Genomic DNA, 13018 nt, shown 5'->3' on the forward strand with positions numbered 1-13018 from the left:
AAAACGGATATATCGGAAAACGGACAGAAGACAAAGTATCAAAGCTGGGTAAAAAAGTGGCCCGAAATCACTGTATGGCTGGGGTAAGCAGGAACAGTGATACCCTGAGGTAAGAATGGTTGTGGCTGACCAATTTTTTGAAAAAAATAAAAATGGCGGTAAGGCAAAGAGAGTATGCGATGGGGCTCAATTTAGCGGATAATGAAGTAAGTTAGTTTCAAAAGTGGAGCTGGAAGAACAGCTGATCTTGGAAACAGTAAAGGTGAGTTACTGTATAGTAAAAAGTCTTCAAATATCGAATAAGACGTGGTGAAAGTTATATTATCGGTTTCAAAGGCATCTTTGATGAAAAACGGCGTCAAGAATTATACAGCACGTTTTTGGCGGTTACCCACAGAACTGAAACGTAAGACAAGTTGTTTCATGGTAAATAATTTCCATTCTGATGTTCAAATTTCTGGCAGTCATATCTGTACACATGGAAGAGAGCTTCCTTTATAGAAATGTAGCTACACATGGTAGAATGGTGATATCAGGATAACTGGTCTCGTCTAAAAAAACGCCCGCTTTTCAGTTTTTGAAAATGAGCCTACAGTGAAGGTGAGATGAACTTTATCTATATTTTTCATATGGTTCAATACCGGGTTCGAGTCCCGTCCGTTCCGCCACTATTCAGTAAGCCTGAATCAGAAATGATTCAGGCTTTCGTCGTTTTATACTCCCTACACTCGCTTATCTCTCTTCTTATTTTCGTTAACAAAAAGTTAATACAATCAGTGCAATTTATTAACATTTGCACGGTTTTAGTGCGTTATTTGCACTGCTTTTGTGCATTGTTTGCCCATCCCCTCTCCGAACCTCACTTAGTTATGTAATAATTATGTAAAAATAATTCATAAGAAATCATTCGGTTACCGATCATTTTTCAGAAAAGATCTGAACCAATACGCTATTGGTTCGCTTATTGCTTAATCATTAGCACGATAAGTAGCGCTTCATATCAATAACTTATCGTTGATAAATATAAAGTGATGATGAAAGCGAGCGAACCAATATGGAAAAGCCTTCACGGTTTTTAGCAAATTCCAGCACCGCGCTTGAGCAGTTGCGCGGTCTTATCAACCAGCACGAGTCAACACCAGGCATTCCGCTGCCCACTGAACGTGAGCTGTCGGATACGCTCGGCGTAGGGCGACGTGAAGTGCGTCGCGCGCTGGACGTGCTGGAAGAGGAGGGGCGTATCTGGCGCAAGCAGGGCAAGGGCACCTTCATTGGTCCGGCTGCCCCTGTTGAGCCGTTGGCGCTTCAGGGATTGGTTCAGCAAACCAATCTGCTGGAAGTCATGGAAGCTCGTCTACAGCTTGAACCCGGCTTAGCCCGACTTGCGGCACTGCGTGCCACCAGGGAAAACCTCGCGCTCATGCAGCGCATGCTGGAACGCATTGATAAGGTCAGCCCGGATGACCGCGATCTCAACGAACTGTGGGATAGCGCCTTTCACCGCGCCATTGCGGAAGCAGCAGGCAACCGCCTGATGTTAGGGCTTTTTGATGCGATAGATGCCGTCCGCCGGGAGCCCGGCTGGCAGCATTTACGCGAACTTGCCCGCACCCCTGAACGTGTCGATAGCTACAACGACCACCATCACAACATCATGTCAGCGATTATTCATCGCCAGCCTAATGAAGCAGCCGCCGCCATGCGCGAACACCTGCTCAGCCTGCAAACCGCCCTGATTCAGGCTATCCACCTTGAGGACGATTCCACGCTATGACGACGATACCCTTTAAGGACTCCACGCCCGTACTGCGGCTGCAAAACCTCAACGTTAAATTCGCGGGCTCGCCGGTGAGCGTGCTCGAAGACATCTCGCTGACGGTCAGAGCGGGAGAAACACTGGCGCTGGTGGGCGAGTCCGGCTGCGGTAAAAGCATCACTTCCTTGGCGCTGATGGGGTTATTGCCTGCCAGCGCCCGGATCGTTAGCGGGGAGATGCATTTCCGCCGCCACGACCTGCGCAAGCTCTCGCCGCGCGAGTATGCCGATCTGCGCGGCAGCGAGCTGGCGATGATATTCCAGGAGCCCATGACCTCGCTCAACCCGGCCTTCACGCTTGGCGATCAGCTCAGTGAAGCGGTGATGCGCCATCAAACGATCTCCCGGGCTGAGGCGATGACGGTTGCGCTACAGATCCTGGAGAAGGTGCAGATCCCGGCCGCAGAGATGCGCCTCAAGGCTTACCCGCATCAGCTTTCCGGCGGTATGCGCCAGCGCGTGATGATTGCGATGGCCCTGATAAACCACCCCAAATTACTGATTGCTGACGAACCCACTACCGCCCTGGACGTGACCATTCAGGCGCAAATTCTCGCCCTGCTCAATACCCTAAAAGAAGAAACGGGCACGGCGGTGCTGATGATCACTCACGATTTAGGCGTGGTGGCCGAAGTCGCACAGCAGGTGGCGGTAATGTACGCCGGACAGGTAGTGGAGCAGGGGAGCGTCGAGGCGATATTTGCCGACCCGCAGCACCCGTACACAATTGGCTTGATGGGCTCGATCCCCTCCCTTGGCGCACGCAAGGGCCAGCTTTCCACCATTCCCGGATCGGTCCCGCTGCCGGAATCCATGCCTCAAGGCTGCCGCTTTGCTACCCGATGCCCCTTCGCGCAGACGCGCTGTCATGCTGAAAAACCACCGCTCACTACGCTCGGCGCGGGCCATCAGGTTGCCTGCTTCCGCGTGCCGCTGGAACAACACATTGCCATGGGAGAAATTGCATGACCACGCCCATTCTTGAAGCCCGCGATCTGAGCAAGCTTTTCCCCGGCCCGAAAAAACTGTTTACGCCAGCCCGCTTTGTCACGGCTGTCGACCGCGTTTCGCTGTCGGTGATGCCAGGCGAAACGCTGGCCATTGTCGGCGAATCCGGTTCCGGAAAATCCACCCTCGGTCGTCTGCTGCTGCGCCTGCTGAGTGCCAGCGAAGGGCGCGTATTTTATCAGGGTGAGGAGATCACCCACGCCTCAGGTACTCGTCTGAACCAGCTTCGGCGTGAGCTACAGATCATCTTTCAGGATCCCTTCGCCTCGCTGAACCCGCGCATGACGGTAGAGCAGATTGTTGGTGAGCCGCTGTGGCTGCACCAGAACATGAAAAAAGCGGATCGCCAGTACCGCGTTGCCGAGCTGCTCAGGACGGTCGGCTTGCCCGCGGCCTGGGCCGGGCGTTATCCGCACGAATTTTCCGGCGGGCAGCGCCAGCGTATCGGCATTGCGCGCGCGCTGGCGTCGGGCCCAACGCTGCTGCTGGGCGATGAACCGGTCTCTGCGCTGGACGTTTCCGTTCAGGCACAGGTGGTGAATTTACTGGAAAGCCTGAAGCACCAGCTGGGGCTAACGATGGTGATCGTCGCCCACGGGCTGGCGGTTATCCGTCATATGAGCGACCGCGTGGCGGTGATGTATCTTGGGCAAATCGTCGAGCTGGCCACCGTCGACGATATCTTCGATGCGCCGCTGCATCCTTATACTCAGGCGTTAATTGCCTCAGCACCGCAGATGCAGCCAGGCGTAGCGCGGGATGCGCCGCTGTTGCAGGGTGATTTACCGAACCCGGCTAACCCGCCCTCCGGCTGCCGTTTCCACACCCGTTGCCCCTACGTTACCGATGAATGCCGCCAGGTCGAGCCGATTAATCAGGTCATCGACGGCGGGCGTCAGGTCGCCTGCCACCGCTGGCAGGAGATTAACCGCGATCGCAGCGTTATCCAGATCGCACCGCCATCCGCCGCATTTTTGCGCCGCCGCGCGCTGTTTGAACACGCGGCCACTCACTCCTCCCTTCCTTCAAGGAACTCATGATAATGACAATGCGTAATTCTCTTTTGACCGTACTGGGAAGTGTTATGTTGCTTGGCGCGGCGCTGCCCGCCCATTCTGAAAGCGTGCTGCGAATCGGCCTGGGCGCAGACCCGGACATGCTGGACCCGCATCTGGCGCGTACCTATTATGGCCGCTTCGTGTTTGCCTCCCTGTGTGACCGGCTGGTGGACGTGGACGAACATCTCAAGGTGGTGCCGGGACTGGCAAAATCCTGGGCGTGGAGCAATGACGGTAAAACGCTGACCCTGGATCTCCGTGATGGCGTGACCTTCCACGACGGTGAAAAATTTGATGCCGTCGCCGCGAAATATAACCTCGACCGTGCCCTGACGTTAAAAGGTTCTCTGCGTAAAAGTGAACTCTCTTCCGTTGAGTCAGTGGAGGTCACCGGCCCGATGCAGTTAGCCCTGCACCTGAAAACGCCGGATGCCGCACTTCTGATGCAGCTCACCGATCGCGCAGGCGCAATGATGGCGCCAGAAGCCGCGAAAAAAGCCGATTTTGCCGCGCATCCAGTCTGTTCCGGCCCGTATAAGTTCGACAGCCGCGTGTCGCAGGACCGCATTGTGCTGACCCGCTTCGACAACTACTGGAACAAAGACGCCTACCACTTCGATAAAATAATCTATCTGCCGATCCCGGATGCTTCCGTGCGCCTGGCGAACCTGCGCGCGGGCGATCTCGACCTGACCGAAGGCATTGCCGCCAGCGACGTCAAAACCGTCGAGGCCGACAGCAAACTGGCGCTGGCGAAGGTAACGGGCCTCGGATACCAGGGCATCACCTTCAACATTAACAATGGCAAAGTCCCGGCGAACGATCCCTTCAAAGATGCCCGCGTGCGTGAAGCATTTTCTCAGGCCATCGATCGCGATGCTTTAAACCAGGTGGTGTTCGAGGGACTTTACACTCCGGCAAACCAGGCGTTTTCGCCGGTAAGCCCGTACCACGTCAATCTTCCAGTTCCCCCGCGTGACGTCGACAAAGCCAAAGCGCTGCTGAAAGCCGCAGGCGTCACCACGCCGCTGACCGTCAATCTGCTGGTGCCGAACAACCCAACCTCGCAGCAGGTGGGCCAGGTATTGCAGGCGATGGTGGCAGAGGCGGGCTTTAACCTGAACCTGCAAATGACCGAGTTCGCCACGCTGCTGGATCGCCAGCAGAGCGGTGACTACCAGTTGAGCTTCTCCGGCTGGTCGGGTCGCCCGGATCCAGATGGCAGCATCTACGGCTTTATCAACAGCAAAGGCACCCTCAACGATGGCCGCTACAGCAATGCTCAGGTGGATGAATGGCTAACGCAGGCGCGCCAGAGTACCGATCAGGCCGCCCGCCAGCCGCTGTACGTCAAGGTGGTGAAGCAACTGCAAACCGACATGCCGATTGCCTATCTCTACTTCGAACCGCGCATTTTTGGCCTGAACAAGCGCGTGCAGGGCTTCAAAGCGTACCCGGACGGCATTGTGCGTCTGGCTGGCTTAACGCTGGCGAAATAAACCTCCTGAGGAGAACCCATGCTGGAACTGATTTGCAAACGTCTGCTGCTGGCTATTCCCACTCTGCTGCTGGTGAGCATGATGGTGTTCGGCCTGCAAAAGCTGCTGCCCGGCGACCCGCTGATCGCCATGGCCGGGGAGGAGCGCGATCCGGCGGTGATCGCCCAGCTGCGTGCTGAGCTGAATCTGGACGCGCCGATCCCCGTGCAGTATTTCAACTGGCTGACGCGCGCGCTGCAAGGCGATCTGGGTGCCTCCTTACGCACTCATGAGCCAGTCACGCAGCTGATTGCCAGCAAGCTGCCGGTCACGCTGGAGCTGTCGCTGCTGGCGATGGTTATCGCGCTGGTGTTTGGTATCAGCATGGGGATCCTCGCGGCGGTGAACAAAAACAGCTGGGTCGATCACGGGGCGAATTTTGTGGCGATCTCGGGGATCTCAATACCGCACTTCTGGCTGGGGATCCTGCTGATTCTGGTCTTTTCAGTAAACCTGCAATGGCTGCCTGCGTCCGGTTATGTGCCGTTCAGTGAAGATCCGATCCAGAACCTGCGGACATTGTTGCTGCCCGCGTCCGTGCTCGGAACCGGCCTGGCGGCAACGCTGATGCGCCATACCCGTGCGTCGATGATTGCGGTGCTGAAAGCGGATTACATCCGCACCGCGCGCGCTAAGGGGTTGCTGCCGAAAGCGGTGGTCCTGAAGCACGCCTTTCGCAACGCGCTGGTGCCGGTGATCACCCTCACCACGCTGCTGTTCGGCGAGTTGCTGGGCGGGGCGGTGCTGACCGAGCAGGTCTTCACCATTCCGGGCTTCGGCAAAATGATCGTCGACTCGGTGTTCAACCGCGATTACGCGGTGGTGCAGGGCGTAGTGCTGATCGTGGCGATCGGTTTCCTGATGCTCAACCTGCTGGCTGACGTGCTCTACGTCCTTATCAACCCGAAAATGCGAGGTTAATCATGGCGGAACTGACGACGCAAACCGTAGCGCCCGCGCTGCCGCGCGCGCAAAACCGGGTGCTGAAAAAATTCCTCGCCAATAAAAGTGCGGTGGTTGGCGCGATTGTGGTGGGCTTTTTTGTGCTGGTGGCGCTGCTGGCACCGTGGATCGCGCCGTTTGACCCGGTAAAGGCTAACTTCCTCGCGGTGCGCAAAGCGCCCTCGGCGATGTACTGGTTCGGCACCGACGAGCTGGGGCGCGATATCGTGTCCCGCATTATCTGGGGAGCGAGAACCTCGCTGATGGCGGGCTGTATGTCGGTGGCGATCGCGGTGGTCATCGGCGTGCCGCTGGGGCTGGTGGCGGGGTATTTCCAGAAGATGTGGGACGGGGTGATCTCCCGCTTTATCGAGGCACTGCTGGCCTGTCCATTCCTGATCATGGCGATCGCTCTGGGGGCGTTTTTAGGCCCAAGCCTGACGAATGCCATGATTGCCATTGGGCTCTCGGCGATGCCGATCTTCGCCCGCCTGACGCGCGGCCAGGTGATCGCCATTCGCAACGAAGAGTACATCGACGGCGCGCGGGCGATTGGCCTGCCGGACCGCTGGATCATTATCAAATACGTTCTGCCTAACGTGATGTCACCGATTCTGGTACAGGCCACGCTGGCCATTGCCTCGGCGATTATCGCCGAAGCCAGCCTCTCGTTTTTAGGGTTAGGGCAACAGCCGCCGAACCCATCCTGGGGCTCCATGCTCAACACCGCCAAAGGGTTTCTGGAGCAGACGCCGTGGATGTCCGTTTTCCCCGGCGTGGCGATTTTCCTTGCCGTTCAGGGCTTTAATTTACTCGGCGACGGGCTGCGCGATGCGCTCGATCCGCGCCACGACTAAGGAGTCATGATGACCAAAGCGCTCGATTTTACAACCGGTTACGATTCACGACGCCCGCCGATGATGGGCCACAACGCCGTTGCCACCTCGCAGCCGCTGGCGGCACAGGCGGGAATGAAGATGCTACAGCTGGGCGGAAACGCCGTTGATGCGGCGGTTGCCACCGCCATGGCGCTGACCGTTGTCGAGCCGACCGGCAACGGCATCGGCAGCGATGCTTTTGCCATTGTCTGGGACGGTGAAAAACTTCACGGCCTGAATGCGTCCGGTCGTTCGCCGGCCAGCTGGCATGCGGATCTGTTTGTCGGAAAAACCGCCGTACCGGAAATCGGCTGGGACGCGGTAACCGTACCGGGGGCGGTATCGGGCTGGGTAGCGCTGGCTGAACGTTTTGGCACATTGCCGCTCACCACCCTGGCGCAGCCGGCCATTGAGTATGCGCGTAACGGTTTTCCCGTCTCTCCGCTCATCGGGCACCTGTGGCAGCGCGGTTATAACAAGCTGAAAGATCAGCCGGGCTTTAGCGCCTGCTTCGCGCCGGAAGGCCGCGCGCCGCGCGTGGGCGAGATTTTCCGTAATCCGGCGCAGGCGAACACGCTGGAGCTGATCGCCAAAACCAACGGCGACGCGTTTTACCGTGGCGAACTGGCGCAGAAAATTGCCGCCTTTGCCAAAGCACACGGTGCACACCTGACGGCTGAAGATCTGGCAAACCATCGCGTGGACTGGGTAGAACTGCTGTCGCGCGACTTCGCGGGCGGGTCGGTGCAGGAGTTGCCGCCAAACGGTCAGGGGATCGCCACCCTGATTGCGCTCGGCATTCTGGAGCAGTGCGGCATCGAGAAACATCACCCGGACTCCGTGCAGGGGCTGCACCTCTCCATTGAGGCAATGAAGCTGGCGCTGGCGGATCTCGATCGCTACGTTGCGGATGAAGAGCATATGGAGTTCGCCGCCAAAGCGCTGCTGAGCGACCATTATCTGAAGTCGCGCGCCGCGCTTATCGACCACGATAAAGCCTCTGATTTTGTGTACGGATCGCCGACGCAGAGCGGCACGGTCTACATCAGCACCGCGGACGCCAGCGGGATGATGGTTTCGTTTATTCAGTCCAACTTTATGGGCTTCGGTTCAGGCATTGTGGTGCCGGATACCGGAATTAGCCTGCAAAACCGCGGCTGCGGCTTTGTGCTCGATCCCAACCACCCGAACGCGCTGGCGGGCAGCAAGCGTCCTTTCCACACCATCATCCCGGGTTTTGCGATGGACGGTAACGGCAAGCCGCTGATGTCCTTCGGCGTGATGGGTGGCCCGATGCAGGCGCAGGGGCACATGCAGATGGCGTTGCGCATTATGCTGCACGGGCAAAACCCGCAGGCGGCGATTGATGCCCCGCGCTGGCGCGTGGTGCAGGGCAGGGAAGTGATTGTTGAATCGACCTTCGATCGCAATACCATCGCGGCGCTGCGCGAGCGCGGACACCAGATCGTGGTGGAAGATCCGCTCCAGGATTACAATTTTGGCGGCGCGCAGGTGATTTACCGTATGCCGGAAGGGCACTACGTGGCTGCGACGGAGAGCCGCAAAGACGGGCAGGCGTTGGTGAGCTGATTTGTAGGCCGGGTAAGGCGCAGCCGCCACCCGGCTTTTATTCAGCCAATGCTAAACGGATCCGCGTCCTGCCACGCCGGAAACTTCTCCCGATACTCCCTTAACGCCGTTAACGAAATCTCAGCATCAATTCGTGTCGCCTGATGCGGCTCGGCGGTGGCAATAATCTCGCCCTGTGGACTGATCACCCGGCTGTCACCGCGATAGTGATGCCCGTTGCCGTCCGTTCCTACGCGGTTACAGCCAACGACGTACGCCTGGTTTTCAATCGCGCGCGCTGTCAGTAGAGCCTGCCAGTGCAGGGAGCGTGGGGCGGGCCAGTTGGCGACATACAGCGCCAGATCGTAATCGTTGCGGTTGCGTGACCACACCGGGAAGCGCAGGTCATAACAGACCAGCGGCAGAATACGCCAGCCGCGCCATTCAAATACCACGCGTTCGTTGCCGGCTTCATAATGCTGATGTTCATCCGCCATGCGGAACAGGTGGCGCTTATCGTAGAAGTGGACGTTCCCTTCCGGCTCGACGAGCAGGAAGCGGTTAACCGCTCCGCGCCCGGTCTGGAGCGCGACGCTTCCGGCAATCAGCGCGTTGGTTTCCTGCGCCCTGGCGTGCATCCAGGACACCACCTCGTCCTGCGGCATAGACTGTGTTGCCGCCTCCATCGCGAAACCTGTGGTGAACATCTCCGGCAGAACAATCACGTCGCGTCCGGTTATCTCTTCCAGCTGGCGATCAAAATGGCGAAGGTTGGCGGGGCCGTCCATCCACACTAAAGGTTGCTGCAAAACAGAAATCTTTAAACCAGGCACGATACAGGCTCCTAAAAAAATACCTTTTGACACTGTAGCACGTCATTACGAGAAAATGTGGCAATAAAAAACCCCGCGCGGGGCGGGGTTTGTGGGAGCGGGATGCCTTATGCCGCTTCAGGTTTGCGGTGCTTCTCCGGCAGCTTTACCGGCTGCGTCGCCAGCTCTTCTGGTTCGAAATCATCCACATTAATACTGCGCAGACGGCTCTCTTCGGCTTTCACCAGAAGCGCGGCTTCGCTGTTGTCGATGATGCCACCCGCCAGCGCCTGTTTTGCCAGCTCGTCCAGTCGTGTAAACGGCAGGTTTTTGCCCAGCTGTTTACAGATTTTCTGATGAATCGGGTCGGCGGCCATGACGTCCAGCAGCGCCTCTTCCAGCAAACCTACCGGGTTATGCGGGGTAGGCGCCAGGTATTGACCGCGGCCGATACGGGAACGGGTTGCGCTCGGTACCTGGAGGATCTTCGCCACTTTGTGATCCAGCTTGTCGGACGGCGCCAGATAATGACGTCCGGTCGGGAAGATCGCCACGCGCAGGGCGCCGGCCACAAAGCGGTTCGGGAAGTTTGCCAGCAGATCGTCAATTGCCTGTTCGGCCTGATACAGCGCATCCTGTACGCCCCAGTGCACCAGCGGCAGATCCGCTTCCTGACGGCCTTCATCGTCGTAGCGTTTCAGCACCGCAGAGGCCAGGAAAATCTGGCTCAGCACATCACCCAGACGGGCGGAGATGCGCTCGCGACGCTTCAGGCTTCCGCCCAGAACGGCCATGGAGACGTCAGACAGCAGCGCCAGGTTAGCGCTCAGACGGTTCAGGTGCTGGTAGTAACGTTTGGTTGCATCGCGGGTCGGCGTCGCGCTGGTCAGCCCGCGCGTCAGGCCGAGCCAGAAGCTGCGAACTTCATTGCTGCCGACGTGACCGATATGTTTGAACAGCAGCTTGTCGAAGGCATCCACGTCGTTATTCTGCGCGGCGGCCATCTCTTCCAGCACGTAAGGATGGCAGCGGATCGCCCCCTGGCCGAAGATCATCATGCTGCGGGTCAGGATGTTTGCCCCTTCCACGGTGATGGCAATCGGTGCGCCCTGATAGCCGCGCGCCAGGAAGTTGCCTTCGCCCAGCATAATGCCTTTACCGCCAGCGATATCCATTGCATCAATAATTGACTGCTGTGCGCGGTGGGTACAGTGGTACTTCACAATCGCCGACAGCACGGCAGGTTTTTCGCCCAGCATAATGCCGTAAGTAATCAGCGAGGCTGCGGCGTCCATGACGTAAGCGTTGCCCGCGATACGCGCCAGCGGCTCTTCGATGCCTTCCATCTTGCCGATGGAGATTTTGAACTGACGGCGAATGTGGGCATAAGCGCCAATTCCCATCGCGACGGACTTCAGGCCGCCGGTTGAGTTCGACGGCAGGGTAATACCTCGACCCACCGACAGACATTCCACCAGCATGCGCCAGCCCTGACCGGCCATTTTCGGACCGCCGATGATGTAGTCAATCGGCACGAAGATATCCTGGCCGCGGGTCGGACCGTTCTGGAACGGCACGTTCAGCGGGAAGTGACGACGGCCAATTTCCACGCCCGGCGTCGAGGTTGGGATCAGCGCACAGGTAATGCCCAGATCTTCTTCACCGCCCAGCAGTTTTTCCGGGTCGGAGAGCTTAAAGGCCAGGCCCAGCACGGTGGCGATAGGCGCCAGGGTGATATAGCGTTTGTTCCAGGTCAGGCGCATGCCCAGCACCTGCTGGCCCTGCCATTCGCCCATGCAGACCACGCCGGTATCCGGGATTGCGCCAGCATCAGAACCGGCTTCCGGGCTGGTCAGCGCGAAGCACGGGATTTCCTGACCGCGCGCCAGACGCGGCAGGTAGTGATCTTTCTGCTCTTCCGTACCGTAATGCTGCAACAGCTCGCCCGGGCCTAAGGAGTTTGGTACGCCAACGGTGATCGCCAGGATCCCGGAAACGCCCGCCAGCTTTTGCAGGACGCGAGCCTGAGCGTAAGCGGAGAATTCCAGGCCGCCGTACTCTTTTTTGATGATCATCGCGAAGAAGCGATGCTCTTTCAGGTACGCCCACAGCTCCGGCGGCAGGTCCGCCATTTCATGGGTGATCGCAAAGTCATTTGCCATGCGGCACGCTTCTTCCACCGGGCCATCAATAAAGGCCTGTTCTTCGGCGGTCAGACGCGGCTGCGGATAGTTGTGCAGCTTTTTCCAGTCCGGGTTGCCCTGGAACAGATCGCCTTCCCACCAGGTGGTGCCGGCATCAATCGCTTCTTTCTCCGTACGCGACATCGGCGGCATCACTTTACGGAAGCCCTTAAACACCGGCGCGGAGATCATCGACTTACGCATCGGCGTCAGGTTGAACGGCAGCAAAATAATAGCCAGCGGGACGAGGACCCAGATATTCCACAGGCCAGCGACGCCAAGTGCAGCCGTCCAGGCCAGAAGAATCAGGCTGCTCAGGAATAAACTGACGCGGTGATAGAACAACACGCCGAGCAGAACAACGGTTGCGAGAATGCTCAAAATCATCATAAAGAAAAGCTCCCTTGCTTGTAGGAGGTCTGACCACTTGTGATGATATGGTTGTAGTTGATGTCATTTCCTTTAGCAATGTGTTTACAAAATAATTACAACCTGGTTCACATTGTTCGCGTTTTAGCCGGCACAAAAAATCAAAACGCCGGACGATTCGCATGGCTTTAGCTTCTCGCTTTTAGCGCTATCCGGTACACTCCACTGTGTTATTTCATCAATACTGAAGGATTATCCTCATGTACCAGGATCTTATTCGTAACGAACTGAACGAAGCGGCGGAAACGCTGGCGAACTTTCTGAAAGATGATGCCAATATTCACGCTATTCAGCGCGCGGCGGTCCTGCTGGCCGACAGCTTCAAAGCCGGTGGCAAAGTGCTTTCGTGCGGTAACGGCGGCTCCCACTGCGACGCCATGCACTTTGCTGAAGAGCTGACCGGACGCTATCGCGAAAACCGTCCGGGCTACCCGGCGATTGCGATTTCCGACGTCAGCCACATCTCCTGCGTAGGCAATGACTTCGGTTACGACCACATCTTCTCCCGCTACGTTGAAGCGGTAGGCCGCGAAGGCGACGTGCTGCTGGGGATCTCCACGTCCGGTAACTCCGCTAACGTGATCAAAGCGATTGACGCGGCGCGTGAGAAAGGCATGAAGGTGATCACCCTGACCGGGAAAGATGGCGGTAAGATGGACGGTACGGCGGACGTTGAAATCCGTGTTCCACACTTCGGTTATGCCGACCGCATTCAGGAAATTCACATCAAAGTGATCCATATCCTGATTCAGTTAATCGAAAAAGAGATGGTTAAGTAAGGCTTCG

Annotated in this window: 10 protein-coding genes; 8 read left to right on the forward strand and 2 right to left on the reverse strand. The window is 57.6% G+C overall.

The features are described 5' to 3' along the window. Nucleotides 1-1054: 1054 nt before the first annotated feature. Genes INF58_RS19640 through INF58_RS19670 form a run of 7 tightly spaced genes read left to right on the forward strand, consistent with a single transcriptional unit; the run spans nt 1055 to nt 8829 of the window. Nucleotides 1055-1774, forward strand: coding sequence for a FadR/GntR family transcriptional regulator (locus INF58_RS19640; RefSeq protein ID WP_063451779.1), 720 nt, complete (start codon nt 1055-1057; stop codon nt 1772-1774). Then, nucleotides 1771-2784: an ABC transporter ATP-binding protein gene (locus INF58_RS19645; RefSeq protein ID WP_193528342.1), complete on the forward strand. Its 1014-nt coding sequence runs from the start codon at nt 1771-1773 to the stop codon at nt 2782-2784. Before INF58_RS19640 ends, INF58_RS19645 begins: the two co-directional genes overlap by 4 nt. Then, complete coding sequence (locus INF58_RS19650) at nt 2781-3863, forward strand: ABC transporter ATP-binding protein (protein ID WP_193528343.1); 1083 nt, start codon at nt 2781-2783, stop codon at nt 3861-3863. The genes INF58_RS19645 and INF58_RS19650 overlap by 4 nt, the downstream gene beginning before the upstream one ends. 2 nt (nt 3864-3865) lie before the next feature. Next, on the forward strand, nt 3866-5380 hold the full coding sequence (locus INF58_RS19655; RefSeq protein WP_193528344.1) for an ABC transporter substrate-binding protein: 1515 nt from the start codon (nt 3866-3868) through the stop codon (nt 5378-5380). Nucleotides 5381-5398: 18 nt separating this feature from the next. Next, nucleotides 5399-6340: an ABC transporter permease gene (locus INF58_RS19660; RefSeq protein WP_193528345.1), complete on the forward strand. Its 942-nt coding sequence runs from the start codon at nt 5399-5401 to the stop codon at nt 6338-6340. A 2-nt stretch (nt 6341-6342) separates the two neighbouring features. Beyond that, nucleotides 6343-7218 carry an ABC transporter permease gene (locus tag INF58_RS19665; RefSeq protein ID WP_193528346.1) on the forward strand — a complete coding sequence of 292 codons (876 nt, stop codon included), beginning with the start codon at nt 6343-6345 and terminating at the stop codon, nt 7216-7218. 9 nt (nt 7219-7227) lie between these two features. Then, the gene (locus tag INF58_RS19670) at nt 7228-8829 is read left to right on the forward strand and encodes a gamma-glutamyltransferase family protein (RefSeq protein WP_193528355.1); all 1602 of its coding nucleotides are present in this window, start codon (nt 7228-7230) and stop codon (nt 8827-8829) included. 41 nt (nt 8830-8870) lie between these two features. Here INF58_RS19670 and INF58_RS19675 read toward each other — a convergent pair whose 3' ends face one another. Both INF58_RS19675 and fadE read right to left on the reverse strand, forming a co-directional pair. Continuing rightward, entirely contained in the window at nt 8871-9641 is a 771-nt protein-coding gene (locus INF58_RS19675; protein ID WP_064910632.1) for an amidohydrolase, read from the reverse strand. A 107-nt stretch (nt 9642-9748) separates the two neighbouring features. Continuing rightward, nucleotides 9749-12193 carry an acyl-CoA dehydrogenase FadE gene (gene fadE / locus INF58_RS19680; RefSeq protein WP_107534761.1) on the reverse strand — a complete coding sequence of 815 codons (2445 nt, stop codon included), beginning with the start codon at nt 12191-12193 and terminating at the stop codon, nt 9749-9751. A gap of 239 nt (nt 12194-12432) precedes the next feature. Here fadE and lpcA point away from each other — a divergent pair, with 239 nt between their 5' ends. After that, on the forward strand, nt 12433-13011 hold the full coding sequence (gene lpcA, locus INF58_RS19685) for a D-sedoheptulose 7-phosphate isomerase (protein ID WP_063869169.1): 579 nt from the start codon (nt 12433-12435) through the stop codon (nt 13009-13011). The last annotated feature ends 7 nt before the right edge of the window (nt 13012-13018 follow it).

The organism is Enterobacter cloacae complex sp. P24RS, from assembly GCF_014982165.1.
GTDB lineage: Bacteria > Pseudomonadota > Gammaproteobacteria > Enterobacterales > Enterobacteriaceae > Enterobacter > Enterobacter quasihormaechei.

Coding starts and splice junctions, on each gene's coding strand:
- INF58_RS19640 (WP_063451779.1), top strand. CDS start 1,055: ATGGAAAAGCCTTCACGGTTTTTAGCAAATTCCAGCACCGCGCTTGAG.
- INF58_RS19645 (WP_193528342.1), top strand. CDS start 1,771: ATGACGACGATACCCTTTAAGGACTCCACGCCCGTACTGCGGCTGCAA.
- INF58_RS19650 (WP_193528343.1), top strand. CDS start 2,781: ATGACCACGCCCATTCTTGAAGCCCGCGATCTGAGCAAGCTTTTCCCC.
- INF58_RS19655 (WP_193528344.1), top strand. CDS start 3,866: ATGACAATGCGTAATTCTCTTTTGACCGTACTGGGAAGTGTTATGTTG.
- INF58_RS19660 (WP_193528345.1), top strand. CDS start 5,399: ATGCTGGAACTGATTTGCAAACGTCTGCTGCTGGCTATTCCCACTCTG.
- INF58_RS19665 (WP_193528346.1), top strand. CDS start 6,343: ATGGCGGAACTGACGACGCAAACCGTAGCGCCCGCGCTGCCGCGCGCG.
- INF58_RS19670 (WP_193528355.1), top strand. CDS start 7,228: ATGACCAAAGCGCTCGATTTTACAACCGGTTACGATTCACGACGCCCG.
- fadE (WP_107534761.1), bottom strand. CDS start 12,193: ATGATGATTTTGAGCATTCTCGCAACCGTTGTTCTGCTCGGCGTGTTG.
- lpcA (WP_063869169.1), top strand. CDS start 12,433: ATGTACCAGGATCTTATTCGTAACGAACTGAACGAAGCGGCGGAAACG.